Raw genomic sequence first — 15,618 nt, forward strand, 5'->3', positions numbered from 1 at the left:
CGTTACTAGTACGGAAGCGGAAACTGGGCTGGCCAGGGTATATGTGTGGCGTGAGCCGCATCAGAGTTGTGGTGCGGGCTGTTCGGGTTGTGGACCTGTCGGTGGTACAGGTTCCCTGCCTCGTCCTGATATTTGCCCCCGATGGATATTCGGTAGATATCTCCGTTTGCCGCGTTGGAGCCGGCGGGGGCGGTGCCGTCCTTGTCGTGCACACGCAAGCGAACCATGTTGCCTGTCTCGGGGTCTTCCCATTTGTATTCCACCCCCTTCTGCGCACCGCCATTGGGGTCCGGTTTGAGTATCCGCATCTGGGCATCGTCGGGAACGATGTCGAGCGGATTGCGGCCGCGCACGTCCCAGCCGCCTCCCTCAACCCGGGAGGGATAGGGGGACAGTCCCAGCGGGTCGGCCCACAGGTGTGGGTTGACCACATATGCCGTCGGATTTGGAGCCGGTTCCAAACCAAGAGGATCCGGGGTGAGGTAACTGGCCGTCGCGGGATCGTAGTGGCGGAAGACGTTGTAGTGAAGGCCGGTCTCAGGGTCGTAGTACTGACCTGGAAATCGGAGCGGTGTATAGGTGGTCCCGGCGTTGGTCCATGCGGTGGCGCCCCATAGCGTGGTCCGGGTGCGCCAGGCTATGTCACCGTTCTCGTCGACCAGTTCGGTGGGAGTGCCGACGAGGTCGGTGGCGATGGCGAAGAAACGGCGGTCGATCTCCTCCCGCCGGGCACCCGGTGTGAGGATGCGTTCGGTTTGAGCCAGCGGCGCCAGGCCGCGGTGATCCCACGTGAGGGCCACTTGATGGGGCATGTCCTGAGATGCCATGGTCTGTTCGCACAGTGCCGCACCGTCCCAGGTGTAGATAACCTCCTCAACGGTCGTCGTGCCGTGGGCGGCGAGGCGCTGCTTGGCAGTGCGGCGGCCCAACGCGTCGTAAAGGTACCGCCACCGCGTCCCGTCGGGCGTGACGACGGAGGTCATGCGCCCTTCGGTGTCCCATGTGTAGCGCCAGGTGTCCGCCTTGCGGGACAAGCGGGTCCTCTGGCGCAGAGTCACTCGGCCAAGGAGGTCGTACTCAAAGCGGACGCTTCCGGCGCGAGTGAGGGCGGTGCCCTCGTACGTCCGGTGACCGGTGGCCTCGTGACCTGGGTGGGAAACTGGCCAGTACGCCTCGGTCTGATTGCCGATCGCGTCGTAGGCGTAACGCTCGCTCCAGCCGTCAGCGGTGACGACGGTGACGCGGCCGACCGGGTCGAGGTCGAAGGCACGGGTGCCCGAGAGTCGGTCAGCGAGTGCGATGAGGTGGCCGTCGGCGCGGTAGGAGTAAGCGCGGCTGTTGAGGGTGTGGCCGTGTGCAGTCAGGTGCTGGGCGGCCAGCCGTCCCGACTCGTCCCAGGCGGAGTGCACAGAAAAGAAGTCGCCGAAGGACCGGGACAGTTCACGGCCTGCGGCGTCGTAGGTGAAGGAGATGTGGTGGCCACCGGCGGTCAGGTGGTCGGGGCGGCCGGCCTCGTCATAGGCGTACGCGGTGACGTGGCCGGTGGGTGTTACCCGCTGGGACCGGCGACCGAGCGCGTCGTACGTGTAAGTGGTGGCGCGGCCGTCGACGAGTTCCGTTTTGAGTCGGCCGCAGCGGTCGTAGCGGCGTATGAGTTCGGTGCCCGGATCAGAAGCGTGAACGAGTCGACCAGCCAGGTCGTAGGCGTACTCGGTGACCTGACCTCCGACGTCCTTGCGGATCAGCCGACCCAGTGGATCGTGGGTGAGGGAGATGACTCCGCCGAGAGCGTCGACACGAGCCGTCAACTGACCTGTCGGGTCCCGGTGGTAGATGAGAGCGCGGCCGCCGAAGTCGGTCTCGGCGATGAGTCGCCCAGCCGCGTCGTACGTGTAGGTCCATTGGCGTCCGTGCGGATCGGTGACCTTGGTGAGACGCAGGGCGGCATCGTGCTCGAACGTGTAGCGGGCGCCGTCCGGGTAGGTACGGGCAGCGAGCAGGTCGAAGTGGGTGTACTCGAAGCGGGTCACCCCTCCGGCCGCGTCGGTGTGAGTGAGACGGTTGCCCTCGCCGTCGTACGTCCACGACGTTGTGGCACCGCCCGGTTCGACACGTTGGGCGAGATTGCCGTCGGCGTCCCACACGAAACTCGTGACTCCGCCTGCCGGGTTGGTGCTTCGCACGAGTCTGCCGAGGGCGTCGCGTTCCACGAGGGTGGTGCCGTTGACTGGGTCGGTGACCTCCACCGGCAGACCGGCGGCATCGCAGCGGACCATGGTGGTGGCGCCGAGGGCGTCGGTGAGCGAGGTGAGCCGGCCGGCGTGGTCGTAGGTGTAGCGGGTGGTGGAGCCGGCCGGGTCGGTGACCGCCGTGCGGTTGCCGCGGTCGTCGAACTCGTGGACCGTGCGGGTGCCGTCCGGGCCGATGACCTCCACCGGCAGGCCGAACGGGCCGCGCACGGTGCGCAGCACGCTCCCGTCGGGCCGGGTGGCGGACACCACTCGGCCCTCCTCGTCGTAGGTGTAGGCGGTGGTGCGGCCCAGTGGGTCGGTGCGTGTGAGGAGGTTGCCGTGGGTGTCGTAGGTGGAGCGGGTGGTGTGGCCGAGGGGGTCGGTGGTGGCGATCACCCGGCAGTGGTTGTCGATGAGGTGGCGGGTCGCGTGCCCGTCGGCGGTGGTGAGGGTGGTGGTGCGGTGGCCCGTCTCGGGGTCGGGTTCGGTGTAGGTCAGGGTGATCTGGATGTGGCCGGCCTCGCCGCCCTCGGCGACGACGCGGTCGCGGTCGTCGTAGATGTAGTCGTAACGGCTGTTGTTGGAGTCGATCCAGGCGATGACGCGGCGGCGGTCGTCGTAGACGAAGGTGGTGGTGGCGCCGGAGGGCTTGGTGACGGTGGTGAGGTTGCCGTCCTGGTAGCCGTAGCTCATCAGGGGCAGGTCCGCGCCGCCTTCGCCCGCGCCGGCCAGGGACAGGGCGGTGAGCAGGCCGTCGGTGACGGACAGCTTCACCCGGTGGCCCGCCGAGTGGACGAGGGCCAGTGGCAGGCCGTCCTCGCCGCGGTCGATGGTGATGGTGTGGCCGTTGCGTTCGGTGACGCCCGACAGCCAGGCGACGCCGTCGCCGCCCGGTTCGCTGCCGGACGGGGTGGTGAAGTGGAAGATCAGGCCGCTGTCGGGGTCGGTGACCGTGTAGTCGCCGTCGGCGTCGCGGGCCAGCAGGGTGCGGGCTCTGCCCGATGCCGGGGTGGTGGGCGCACCGGGGACCGGGTGCGGGTACGGGATCAGGAGTCCGTCGCCGGTGACGTGGACGACGCCGACGGCGTCGATCTGCAGCCGCTCGTCGACGGTGGAGGTCCAGGCGGGTCCGAAGAAGCGGCCGACCGCGCAGCCGGACTCGGTTCGCCGGGTGAAGACCAGGGGCAGAATGCCGGGGAGTTCGACGTCGGTCTGGGGCAGGAACATCCGGCCCGTGGCCAGGTCCACCGGGTCGGTGCCGCCGGTGGTGCGCTCGCCGTCGGGGCGGTTGTGGGTGCCCTCCGGGGCGTCGTCCAGCAGTCGGCGCGCCTTCGCGAGGTCGGACGCCTCCTCGGCGATGCGTATGCCCTTGACCGCGGCGCCGCCTCCGCCGGTGGCGGCCGTCAGCGCCAGGTCGGGGATCAGCCGGCCGAAGCCCTCGGCCGGGTCCTTCATGAAGTCGCTGACCATCTGCTTGCCGGTGCCGACGGGGTCGTTGGCGGCCACCACCAGACCCGCGGCCAGGCTGTTGAGGGATGTGGCGTACTCGGCCGGGTGGGTGATGTTGTACGGGTCCATGGGGTTGACCGAGCGGACGAAGTTCAGGATGCCGGCCGTGCCCTTGATGATGCCGCCGCCGACATGGTCGCCCATGATCTGCAGCTCCTGGACGCCGTCGCCCAACTGCTCGGCGTAGGAAGGCTTCTGGGGGGCCAGGTCGCGGGCGGCGGAGACCGCGGAGCGTGCGGTCTCCGCCGCCGAGTTCCGCTGCTTGCGGGCCTCGGCGAGGATGTCCTGCGCCTCCTGCCTCAGTTGCTTGCCCGGGTCGTCGAACGTCGCCGCGGGCCTGGGCGGGAGCGAGGCCGGGTCACGCTTGTCGGCGGGCTGCGCGTTGTAGCGGTCGACGGCGCCGTTGTAGTCGTCGACCTTCTTGCGGTGGGCGTCGGCGGCTTCCTCGGAGGCTTTGACGCCCTGCTTCCACTTGTCGATCGCTGTCTGCGCCTGCCCCTGCGCCCAGGTCACCGTGGAGGCGAACGCCTCCAGCGCGGCGGCCGCCTTCTCACAGGCATCGGAACCGGTGAACCACTTGGGTGGCTGGGTGGCCACGGCCGTGCGCAGCGCCTCAGCCGTCTCGCCCTTGAGCCGCGAGGAGTCCAGGCCCCTGAGCCCCTCGCCGGCGTCGTCGAACGCCTTCTGGAACGCCCGCAGTTTCGTGGCGGTGGCGTTGAGCTTGTCGGCGCTGCCGTAGATCAGCTTGGTCTTGTCCTCGGTCTGCCCGAGGTCCATCTCGTCGGCCTCGGCGCCCATCCGGTTGGCGACCGAACGGGACTTCTCGCGCACCCAGTCCGCACCGGAATCCCATCCGACGTCCTCCAACCGGTCGGCGGTCCAGTTCCCGGCGTCCTCGACCCGGTTGCCCGCCCACTCGACGCCGTCCTCGACCGCTTCCTCGACCGAGTCGGGCGTGATGTCGCTGATGAAGTCGCCTATACCCACCTTCAGTTCCCCCCGGACTCACCCTGCTGCGCCTGCTGGGAGCGCTCCTCGGGCGACGGTCCGAAGGTGTCGTCCAGCGCCTGGTTCCACTCGTCGTCGGAGATGCCGAGCGCATCGTTGAGCATCTCGGACCGCCGGCCGCCCTGTCCCTCGGTGAGGACGGTGCGGCCGGTGTCCTTCCACGTCTGCTCCATCTCCTGACCGGCCCGGTCCCACGACTCGGCGCTCCAGTCCGGGTCCAGGGCGTCCGGAGTGAAGACGTCGCCCCAGTTCTGCCGGGTGATCTCCTCCTCGGTGGCGTGCGGGTTGCCGCCCATCACGGAGTTGACACCCACCTTCAGCGCGCCGGCGACGTACTGGTCGTGTTCCCACTGGGTGCCCGCCGCCAGGCCGAGGAGGTTGGCGAGCGCGCCGGCATCGCCGACCAGGGCACGCACACCCCACTCCCAGCGCTCGCAGAAGTCCTCGAAGTCGACCGAGAGGCCGTGATGTCCGGCTTCCATCCCGGTCATCGACAGTCCCGAGAAGCCCTTGCCCGTCACCGAACCGGTGGCGCCGCCGAGTTCACCGAGCTCGTCGATGGTCGCGCCGACGCCCTGCGTGAACTTGGCGACGGCTTCCCTGCCGAGCCGGATGTCCATTCCCTCATCGCCCATGACCGCGCCCTTCCCTCACGTCGGCGTCGACGGCGACCGCGTCCGGCACGATGCCGACGACCGGCGGGAAGAACATCGACCCGTCCTCGGTGGCGATGTCGACGGCCAGCCCGGCAGGCTCGTCCAAGGACGGCACGACCTCGTCGACGATCCGCGCGCCCAGCAACGCCGCGTAGTCCATGGGCTGATCATCCGGCCCGTGCTGCAACGCGAACCGGGCCAGCGCGGTTTCGTCGGTGAATCCACAGATCCACCGGACCCCGCCCGACCGTGACGACCACAGGCCGCCACCAGCCGTCGGTACGAGAAGAACCGAACGCCGCATCTCACCGACCAGCGCACGAGGATCACCAACACCCGCTCTCTGCTCGGCGATCCGCTTGGCAAGCGCCGTCCTGACCTCCACAGCCCCTCCCTCGCTTTTGGTGCCTGATGGCACTGTAGGTCAGGACGTGTGCGCAGCTGCCGGTGGTTCGCCGGACGCTCATCGGTCCGACGCCGCCGAGGGGATGCGTTCGCGACTCGTCATCTTGCCGGGCCGCAGCCGCGGACCACCTCCTCCGCCGAGAACGTGGAGTGCCGGACCCGGCACGGTACGAGGAAGCTCGCCGTGACAGCGGGCGGAGGAGGCCTGCCCCAGCCCGCCGTGACGCTCGTTTGACGCTCTGGGCGCCTTCAAGCTGCACAGCGAGCCGGGAAAGCGCCTCTGACCTGGCCTTTCCATGACTCACTCAGGCCGACACCTTTCCGATGACCTCGCATGTCGAGTGCGTGGCGATTCTCGAGCCTGCTAACAAGGGGGCCTGACCTGCGGTTTCGGTGTTCGGGTGGGTTGCTCGACCTGTTTCCCTGCGTGTAGCGGCTCGAGCGGGCGGATCGACTTTGCAACTCGTCGACCGCAGGGTCGACCCGGCGCCGGCAGAGGTCGCGGCCGGGCTGGCACCGGGTCCTGGCGGCTGGACCGCACCCCCCTCTTCCCCACGCCGGACGAGGTCTACGCCGAGATGGAGCTCCCGGACGCCGGCTGGACCGTCGAACGGGCGGAGGCTCGTGACCGTCGGGCGACCGGGCCGGGTGGGCGGACTGCCACGGTCACCGACCACATCCTCGTCGTCCGCCGCGTGGGGAACTGAGATCCGCTGCCGACCTGGTGACGCCCGCAACTCCTGGAGCCCGTCCCGGACAGCTCCGCGGTCACGCCGTGCCGTCGGTGCTCAGCAAGGGGTCGGGGAAGGTGGCCCAGCCCTCTTCCCCCAGTGCCAGTTCGGCGTCGGTGAGCAGAGCGGTGTTCAGTGCCGAGCGGATGCCCAGGGCGTCCAGGTCGACTCCGGTGAAGACGATCTCGTTCCGGCGTTCACCGTAGTAGTCGTGCCAGAACCAGGAAGCGAGGGCGCGCCGTTGAGCTGACGCCGCCGTCCAATCGTCAGGTGCTTCGGCTCGCAGCCACTCGCCGCATTCCTGCAGCGTCAGGTGCGCTCCCGCCGAACGCCAGGTGATCACGGCGTTCGGGCGGCAGGACAGCCACAGATGTCCGCGGCTGCGCACGACTCCGTTCATCACCGGCGCCAGCGCGTCCGCCAGGCGTCCCGGATGCAGTGGTCTCCGGGACCGCCACAGCACGGATTCCACGCCCTCGTGCCGGCCGCTGCGGATGAGCGGCACACTCACGGGCTCCAGCCGTGCACGCCACTCCTCCCACCCGCCGCCATGGACGGGGACGGCTGTGACGGGCTCCGTCGAAGCCGACAGCGGCGCACGACCGTTGAGGTGCCCCGCGAGCGCGGCGACGCCGCTGCGGAGTTGGGTGTGCGTGCCGGTGAGGGCTGGGATCAACAGGGTGTCGGCCGCCTCCACCTGGCGTGCGGCGGCCTCGGCGAGGGTCACGGAGGCGGCACGTCCGTCTCCGGCCCAGAGCCGTACCGTGCGGTGTACACAGCCCATTTGCTTGAGGAACGGGGCTGCTTCCAGACCGACCACGACCGGACCCGGCTCGAAGTGGTCGGCGAGTGAGCTGCCACCCAGCCGGGGCCTCCACAACTCCACCAGGAAAGGCAGCAGGTCGAGCTCACCGGGCAGGGTGAGGACGACGTGCGGCCTCTCCGCCCTTCCTCGCAGCGTCGGCAGGAGTGACAGCAGATCCTGCCGAAGGATCACCGCGGGGTCGCCCGACCCGCCGCGGGCGGCGATGTCACCCGTCTGCGCCTGGGCGTCGGTCACGAAGCGCTGGACCACCGGGTACCGGCCGCCGAGGTCATCGAGGGACGCCGCCAGGACCATCGAGCTCGGACGCAGGTGCAGAAGCTGATCCACCACGGTGCCACGGACGCCCGGAGCGTTGCCGCTGACGACACAGAGCACGCCTTTGGTCACGGTGTCCTCCATCGCGTGGGACGTCCACGGGGCACCGTGGGGTGCGACCTCCCGGGAGGAGATGATCCTGCCCGGTCGACGACCTCTGCCATGCCCCACCCCCTCTAATGAAAACGGTTGTCATTTATATATCACGTTTGCCGGGCAACTCATCCGACCGGGGGCACGGCTCGAGACGAGCGCCGTGCGCGCCCTTCGGCGCCGACAAGCTGTGGGCCCGGCAGAGCTGTCCGTCGCCGACGCACTCGGAGCAGACCCCGGTCGCGCTCACTCCGTGACGCCCATGGACGAAGCCGTAGCGGGGTCCCAAGCCCTCGATCCACTCCTCCAGTACCGGCGAGACGAAGGACGCACCCCCGCCGCACACGGTGCGCCGCAGGTGGTGCATGTGATGGAGCGGCTGGTACCGGTGGAGGCGAGCGGTGCCACGCACGGCCTCGACCAGATCCTCGGTCTCGGCGGCCGAGAGGGTGCGGTACACGGTCGCCGCGGGCCTGGAGTGCCGCGTGCAGTTGCTGAACGCCGGCGAAGCCGCCGAGGCACCGGAGTTCGGCGAGTACCACGGCGCTTCGCGCGGTCAGCGCGGAGCCGGGCCGAGGATTCGCCTCGGCTCCGTCACCCGTTGCGGCCGACGCCCGGCGTTCCGCGTCCGGAGGGCCGCTCACCCTCGACTGCCTTCGAGGAGGCGGCCCCACACCACCAGCCGGTATCGCGAGCTGAACTCGGGAGTACATGTGGTGAGGGTCAGGTAGTGGCCGGGCTCGTCGTAGCCGGCCCGGCGGCTTGCCGCACTGCTCGGGAGGGGCTGGATGACCGCGCCGTCGTCGGGACTGGTGCTGGGCAGTACGGATTCGATCCGGTACTGGAAGTCCCCGTCCACGGTGGACAGCGTGACGGTGTCCCCGGGACGTACGTCGTCGAGGTGCCGGAAGGGTTCGCCGTGGGTGTTGCGGTGAGCGGCGAGGGCGACGTTGCCCTGCTGACCGGGCAGGGCCGTGCCGACGTAGTGACCGACGAAGCCGCGGTCGAGGACGCGGTGTTTGTCGACGCCTTCGGCGACGGGGACAGTCAGTCCTATGGCCGGGATACGCAGGACCCCGAAGGTCTGCGACCGGGCCGGGGCACGGCGCCCGTCGGGCAGACCCCGTGTGTCGTCCGCATGGCTCACGCCGTCGCTTCCAGCCCGGTCCGCCACCGCTCCCGCCCCCTTGCCGGGCGCCGACGGGGCCGCCCCGCCGCCGCTCCCGTCCACCCCGGTAGGCCGGCGCCACTCCTGTTCGAGTCGCCGCACCTCCTCATGTGCCTGCGCCTGTGCCGTGTGATTGGTCCACCACAACAAGTAGACGGCGAACAGCAGCATCAGCGCGCCGAATGTCATCGCCGTGTCGCTGAGGCCCTGCACGATACGGCGCACCGGTCTCACCGGGCCGGTGTCTGCTCGACCAGCGGGGTGTCCTCTCCGGCGTGCCGGTCCTCGGGAACCGGCGCAGGACTGCCGCCCGGTCCTCTCGTGCCACGTCGTGCCGTCAGCAGACCGTGCCGGGGGGCGAAGAGCCAGCACAGGACGAACACGCCGGTGACCACCAGGACGACCAGGCCGCCGGCGGCGAGGTTGTAGGCGTAGGAGAGGTAGAGGCCCACCACCGCGCCGCCGGCGCCGACGGCCGGGGCGAGCAGCATCATGACGCCGATCCGGTCGGTGAGCAGCCGGGCACATGCTGCGGGGGTGATCAGCAGGGCGAGGACGAGGATGTTGCCGACGGCCTGGAGCGAGATGACCACGGTGACGGTGACCAGCGCGTACAGGACGATGTCCAGGACGAAGACGGGCAGGCCGACAGCCTTGGCGGTCTCGCGGTCCAGGCTGACGGTGACCAGTTCCTTGTGCACGGCGCCGGCCACGAGGAGCAGTATCAGCCCCATCACCGCCACGGTGACGACGTCGCGATCACTGATGCCGAGGATCTGTCCGAACAGGAACGATTCGAGTGATCCGCTGTAGCCGGGGGCGGTGCTCAGGATCACGATGCCCAGGCCGAACGCGGCGGCGAAGAACACGCCGATGACAGTGTCCTCCTTGAGCCGGCGGTTCTGCGAGAACACGGCCACGGCGAGCGCGGTGAGCAGACCGGCCACGGCCCCGCCGAGGACCAGGTTGAACTGGAAGACGAAGGCGATCGCCACCCCGGGGAAGACCGAGTGGGACACGGCGTCGCCGATGAACGCCATGCCGCGCAGCACGACGTGGGCCCCGACCACCCCGGAGACGATGCCGCACATCACGGCCACCGCGAACGCCCGGCGCATGAAGAGGTGCTCCCAGGGCCCGGTGACGAAGTCGAGAATCGCGCTCATCGGGTCACTCCCAGGGACGTCAGCAACTGGTCGGACTTCGCCACACCGAAGGCCCGCAGCCACACGGCGGGGTCCCTGAGGGTCTCGGGCGGACCGTCGGCGATCACGGTCCTGTTCAGCAGGCAGAGCCGGGTGGCCATGTCGGCGGCCGCGGGAAGGTCGTGTGTCGTCATGAGCAGCGCTTTGTCCTGCGCTCGGAGCCGCAGGAAGAGCGCGGTGAGGAGTTCCTGGGTGGGCACGTCGAGTCCCGTGAACGGTTCGTCGAGCAGCAGCAGCCGCGGTCGCAGCGCCAGGGCTCGGGCAACCAGGACACGCTGGCGCTGCCCGCCGGACAGCTCTCCGATGGGGCGGTGGCGCAGACCGGTCATGGCGACCAGCTCCAGTGCCTCCTCGACCGCCGCGCGGTCATCGGCGCCGGGGCGCCGCAACCAGCCGATCCGGTGGGTCCGCCCGGTCAGTACGGCCTTCTCCACCGAGAGAGGGAAGTCCCAGGCGAACTCGTGCCGCTGGGGAACATAACCGACGGTGCCCCTGGTCCGCTCGGCCGGCTTCCCGTTCAGCCGGACGCTGCCGTTGTGCGGGGTGAGCAGGCCGAGGACGGCACGCAGCAGGGTGGTCTTGCCGGCGCCGTTGGGTCCGATCAGCCCGACGAGTTCGCCGGTGCGCACGGTGAGGTCGACGCCGTCCAGGGCGAGCCGGCCGCCCAGCTCCACGGCGATGCCCCGTACGTCGAGCGCGGGCTCCTCAAGGGTGCCGCTGGTGGGGTGGTCGGTCACTGGCCCTCTCCTTGCCCACGGGAGGCGGGTGTGGTGCCGCCCCTCTCACGTCGTCCTCGTCGCCACACGACGGTTACGGCGAGGGCGGCCACCGCCGCGGCGGCACCGATGCCCCACCACAGCGGAGCGGATGACTCGTCCGACGGCGGCTCGCTCGCTGTCGGCTCCCCGGCGTCCGGCGCCGGGGAGGGATCGGCGGAGGTCTTGGCGGCGAACGCCTTCGCCGGGTCCTGGGAGCCGACGGAGAACTGGAGGGTCCGCTTGCTGTCGTGGCTCTTGCCGTCCTTCGTTCTGGCGCTCATCGACACGTCGAGGAGGTAGGTGCCGGGCTTGGTGAACGCCCAGTTGCCGTGGACGTGGGTGTTGACCTCGATGCCGGTCTCCTGCGGAAGCTTCTTCCGTCCGTCGAAGAGCACGGTGGGGGTGCCGAAGCTTCCGTTGAGGAACAGGACGAAGTCGCCCGGCCCTTCGGCCCCCGTGAGCTTCCAGGTCACCTCCCGCTCGACCTCGGCGGCGATCCTGGGCTCCTGGCTGTTCCATCCCGGCCACAGCACGCCTTCCTGCTGGACCTGGGGCAGAAGCCACACCCGGTCGCCGGGTTTGCCGAGGAAGCCGAACTCCTCGCCCGTCGGCACCTCGATCTTCGCGGAGTCCTTCACCTGCAGCACGACGTCGCGGGTGTTCCGCCAGACGGCGGGATGACTGGTGTCGTCGCGGATCTGCACGGTCCAGCGGCCCTGGTCGAAGCGGGGGCCGATGTCGATGTGACCGTCACCGATGACCGTGCGGCCCGTTCCGGTCTCCGCCGCGGCCTCGGCTTCCGCGCCCGGAGCCGGTGACTCGTCGGCCGTCGCCGACAGCGGGGGTGCCGTGGAGAGAAGGAGGGCGGCGAGGATCGTCGCCGCCCCGCGCAGGAGTCTGCTGTTCACTTCGTGCCTCCGAGGCAGGAGCGGAGCTCGTCGGCGTTGTGCCGCATCATGTCGGTGTAGTGCCGGGTCTTCTCGTCGAAGGCGTCGCCGTAGAGCATGCAGACCTTCACGCCCTGGTCCACGGCGACCTGGTTGAGCACGGTGGCCCGCTGTACCAGGTTGGGTTCCATGAAGACGGCCGGGACCTTCAGGTTCTGGATGGTGCGCGAGAGCTTCTCGACGTCGTCAGCGCTGGGTTCCTGCGCGGGGTTGGGCACGACGAACCCGGCGACGGTCATGCCGTAGGCGTCGGCCAGATATCCGAAGGCGTCGTGGGTGGTGATCAACTGACGCCTGTCGTCCGGAATCTCCGCGATCTTCTCGCGGACGTACCTGTCCACCTCGTCGAGTTCGTTCTCGTACGTCCGGCTGGAGGCGTCGTAGGACTTCGCGCCCTCGGGGTCTGCCTTCTTGAGGGTGTCGCGGATCAACTGCACGTAGGCTTTGGCGTTCTGCACGTCCTGCCACAGGTGCGGGTCGATCTCCCCGTGGACGTGCTTGCCCAGGACGGCCTGCGGCAGCTGGTGGATGTCGGCGCCCGGCTTGCCGAGGAAGGAGAACCGCTTCTCCTGTGGCACCTTCTCCAGAGCCCGGTTGGGTACGTCGATGACGACGTCGCCCGGCGGGATCTCCTCCTGCTCCTTGCCCTTGGTGCGCAGGTCGGTGAAGGCCGACATCCTGCCCGAGTCGATATTGACGGTCAGGTCGGTGTGCCCGTCGTCGAGGATCGTGTCGCCGGGGCCGGCGACGGTGTGCGGGTCTACGCCCACCGCGAAGGTGAAGGTGCCCGTGCCCACCGGCTTCGGGGCGGCGTCGCCGTTCTTCAGCTTGGCCTCAAGGCTGAGCCTGTAGACGCCCGGCTTGGTGAAGGCCCAGTTCAGGTGGGTGTGAGCGGCGGGCGGGAGGCTGGCGGTGTCCTTGTCCGAGAAGCCGTCCGCCGAGTTGAAGTAGATGTTCGGCTGGCCCAGTGACTCCGTGAGATACGCGATCAGCTCGCCGGGCCCCTCCACGTCGGTCGCGGAGAGCAGGATGTCCGAGGAGCGGGTCGCGCCCCGTTCCTCGCCCTCTCCCCGCACCCGCAGACCGAGCCAGAGGACGTCCAGACCGATGTCCTCCACCAGAGGGATGACATTGGCGCCGTAGGTCTCCGACGCCTCGGCCAGGGAGACGTTGGGCGTGTCCTTGCGGGCGTTGGCGTCGACCGTCTTGATGAGGGCGTGCTCCTCCAGGAGCATGTGGTTGGTGAAGGTGACATCGGCCTTGGACACCGCGTCGGCGTCCTTCGGTGTGGGTTCGTAGGAGTGGGGGTCGCCGCCGGGCGGCACGATCGAGTCCACCTGGACGCGGTCGCCGCCGACCTCGCGGACCAGGTCGGCCAGGATCTCGGTGGTGGTCACCACCCGCAGCGCCGCGTCCGGGTTCTCGGAGTCGGCGGCGGGCCGGGCATGGCCTTCGCAGCCGGTGACGGTCATCCCGAGGACGGCGGCCGCGGCCAGCGTCCGCATGACGGATCTGGACACACGCATGATGGAGCAACTCCCAACAGGCACGGGGCCGGCGCCGGGCAAGGAGATGACCGGCGCCGGCCGGAGGAAGGGCGTGCGGACTCTCGGCCGCGCCGACCCGGCTTTACTGCTTCGGGTCGGTGTCCGTCCGCACCGGCACCGGGCGGCGCCTGGTGCGGCCCACGGCGAGAGCGCCGCCGCCCGCGACCACCAGAGCCCCGGCGCCGGCGGCCAGCGGCAGCGCCGACCCGCTGCCGGTGTGGGCGAGGCTGCCGCCCCCGGACGTCCCGTCGGTCGCGGATTCACCGCCCGTCGTGCCGCCGGAGCCGCTGCCGCCGGTTGAACCGCCGGTTCCGCCGCTGCCGCCGGAGCCACTGCCGCCGGAGCCGCTGTCTCCGGTTGAGCCGCCGTCGCCGGTGCCGCCCCCAGGGTTCACGTCGTTCGGGTCGACGTCACCGACCGCGAACGTGTAGGTCCGGGTGTCCGAGGCGGCCTGCCCGTTCGCCAGGGTCCCACTGAACTGGAAGGTCACCTTGTAGACGCCTTCCTTGCTGAACCCCCAGTTGCCGTGGGCGTGCACGCCCAGGTTGACCTTCTGGGTGTCCGGCAGGCCGTCCTTCGTGTTGTACAAGACCTTCGCACTGCCCAGGCCCGCGGTCTCCCAGATGGCCAGCGAACCGGGCCCGCTGACCTCGGTCAGCTTCATGCCGAGGGGGCCCTTGAGGTCACCGGAGTCCAGCTCCTCGGTGTTCCAGCCGGCCCACACCACGCTCTGCTTCTGGACCTGGGGAATCAGCCAGAAGTCGCTTCCGGCCTGCCCGAGGAAGGAGTAGGCGCTGTTGGCGGGGACCTTCTCCTTCGCGTCCTGGTCGACGTGGAGGACAACGGAGGAGGGCTCGCGCCAGACGATGTCCGCCGGGTTGCGGCTGTCCTTGAAGAGGGTGCGCAGCTTGCCGTCGACCATCTTTCCGGCGACGGCGTCCACATGGCCGTCGTCGATGACGACCTTCTGGGTCTGGATGGCGTCCGCCGCCTTGGCCGCGGGGACCTGAAGCGGGGCCTTCGGCGTGCTGGTGGTCACCGCGGCCCCGTCCGGCTCCTCGGGAGAGGCGGCGACGGGCGGCTGGGAGACAGGCGGCGGCGCGACGGTATCCCGCGGTGCGGAGTCCTCCACGCGTACGGTCCACTCGGTGTCGGCTGTGGTGGTCCGGCCCGTCGCAAGGTGGGCGGTGGCCCTGGAGGTGATCCGGTACTCACCCGGCCGGGTGAAGGCCCAGGCGACCTCACCTCTGTCGGCGGCACGCAGGGCCTGGGCGTCGGGGAGTCCGTCGGTGCTGTCGAAGAGCACCTCGGGGGCGTGCACCCCGGCCTCCGTCGCGGTGCCGTCCTGGGGCGTCCGGAAGACCTTGAGGTCGCCCGGGCCCTCGATTCCGGTGAGGGCCCATTCGACGGAGTCCTCGGCGAGCTGTTCCGCCGGAACTCCGGTGGTGTCCCAATGCGGTGCCGCCGCGCCCGCCTGCTGCCCGTCCAGGATCCAGACCTTGCTCCCCGGCTCGCCGAGGAAGGCGTGATCGGCCCCTTCGGGGACGGTGACCGCGGTGTCGGTGCCGACGACGAGGTCTGCCCCTGCGCGGTCCTGGAGGGGCGCGCCGTCCTCCGTCTCCTGGCGCAGGTCGAGCCCGACCTGTCCGTTCTCAAGGCTCACCACCACGCCGGCCGTCGCGGTCGGCCGGGCGGGCTCTCGCTGGACACCGATGTCGCCGGCGTCGGCGAAGGCCACGGGGGACAGGCTCGCGGCGAGGGCCACGGAACCGACGGCTCCGACTATGGCCCACCGTGCACTCTGATGTGAAGTCATGGGATGGGTGATCCTTCTCCAGCGACGGCCCTCCGGCACGTCGCCACGTCGTGGTGGTGGGGCGCGGGCGGACGGCCCGCCCGGACGGTGTGGGCCGGGCGGGCCGTCCACCGCCGTCAGGAGGAGGCCGTCGGCAGATCCGTGCTGTCTGCCGTCCCGCTCTGCTGCTTGCGCCGGTGCAGGTACACGGCCGTGCCCGCACCCACCACCAGGAGAGCCGCACCCGAGGCGCCGAGAGGCAGTGCGACACCCGCGCCGGTCTGGGCAAGCCCGCCGTTGGGCGAGGTGCCACCGCTGGTGCTTCCGCCGCCGGTGGCCCCGCCGGTCACGGCGCCAGTCGTGCCGATGCCGCCGGTTCGGCCGCCGCCGGTTGTTCCGCCGTTGGTGGTGCCGCCGTTGGTGG

The 15,618-nt window shown here is 70.0% G+C and carries 11 protein-coding genes and 1 pseudogene; all 12 read right to left on the reverse strand.

The features are described 5' to 3' along the window. Positions 1-5 precede the first annotated feature (5 nt). Positions 6-4,727 carry a putative T7SS-secreted protein gene (locus ACIOC0_RS21315; protein ID WP_402156735.1) on the reverse strand — a complete coding sequence of 1,574 codons (4,722 nt, stop codon included), beginning with the start codon at positions 4,725-4,727 and terminating at the stop codon, positions 6-8. Between the two features lie 2 nt (positions 4,728-4,729). After that, a complete protein-coding gene (locus ACIOC0_RS21320; RefSeq protein WP_402156737.1) occupies positions 4,730-5,383 on the reverse strand; it encodes a hypothetical protein in 654 nt (217 codons plus the stop codon). Beyond that, positions 5,373-5,708, reverse strand: a complete 336-nt coding sequence (locus ACIOC0_RS21325; RefSeq protein ID WP_402157157.1) for an SseB family protein — start codon at positions 5,706-5,708, stop codon at positions 5,373-5,375. The genes ACIOC0_RS21320 and ACIOC0_RS21325 overlap by 11 nt, the downstream gene beginning before the upstream one ends. A gap of 869 nt (positions 5,709-6,577) precedes the next feature. After that, entirely contained in the window at positions 6,578-7,753 is a 1,176-nt protein-coding gene (locus ACIOC0_RS21330; RefSeq protein WP_402156739.1) for a GTP-binding protein, read from the reverse strand. A 124-nt stretch (positions 7,754-7,877) separates the two neighbouring features. Further along, positions 7,878-8,234, reverse strand: coding sequence for a hypothetical protein (locus ACIOC0_RS21335; RefSeq protein ID WP_402156741.1), 357 nt, complete (start codon positions 8,232-8,234; stop codon positions 7,878-7,880). Positions 8,235-8,414: 180 nt separating this feature from the next. Continuing rightward, entirely contained in the window at positions 8,415-9,167 is a 753-nt protein-coding gene (locus ACIOC0_RS21340; protein ID WP_402156743.1) for a class E sortase, read from the reverse strand. 5 nt (positions 9,168-9,172) lie between these two features. Then, complete coding sequence (locus tag ACIOC0_RS21345; protein WP_402156744.1) at positions 9,173-10,108, reverse strand: anchored repeat-type ABC transporter permease subunit; 936 nt, start codon at positions 10,106-10,108, stop codon at positions 9,173-9,175. Next, positions 10,105-10,884, reverse strand: coding sequence for an anchored repeat-type ABC transporter ATP-binding subunit (locus ACIOC0_RS21350; RefSeq protein ID WP_402156745.1), 780 nt, complete (start codon positions 10,882-10,884; stop codon positions 10,105-10,107). The genes ACIOC0_RS21345 and ACIOC0_RS21350 overlap by 4 nt, the downstream gene beginning before the upstream one ends. Further along, on the reverse strand, positions 10,881-11,813 hold the full coding sequence (locus ACIOC0_RS21355; protein WP_402156746.1) for a TIGR03773 family transporter-associated surface protein: 933 nt from the start codon (positions 11,811-11,813) through the stop codon (positions 10,881-10,883). Before ACIOC0_RS21355 ends, ACIOC0_RS21350 begins: the two co-directional genes overlap by 4 nt. Then, positions 11,810-13,378, reverse strand: a complete 1,569-nt coding sequence (locus tag ACIOC0_RS21360) for an anchored repeat ABC transporter, substrate-binding protein (RefSeq protein WP_402156748.1) — start codon at positions 13,376-13,378, stop codon at positions 11,810-11,812. Before ACIOC0_RS21360 ends, ACIOC0_RS21355 begins: the two co-directional genes overlap by 4 nt. 103 nt (positions 13,379-13,481) lie before the next feature. Then, positions 13,482-15,215, reverse strand: coding sequence for a TIGR03773 family transporter-associated surface protein (locus ACIOC0_RS21365; protein WP_402156749.1), 1,734 nt, complete (start codon positions 15,213-15,215; stop codon positions 13,482-13,484). A gap of 116 nt (positions 15,216-15,331) precedes the next feature. Continuing rightward, a pseudogene (locus ACIOC0_RS21370) lies at positions 15,332-15,618 on the reverse strand (hypothetical protein); the annotation flags it as partial.

Origin of the sequence: Streptomyces sp. NPDC088254, from assembly GCF_044740925.1 — a bacterium.
GTDB lineage: Bacteria > Actinomycetota > Actinomycetes > Streptomycetales > Streptomycetaceae > Streptomyces.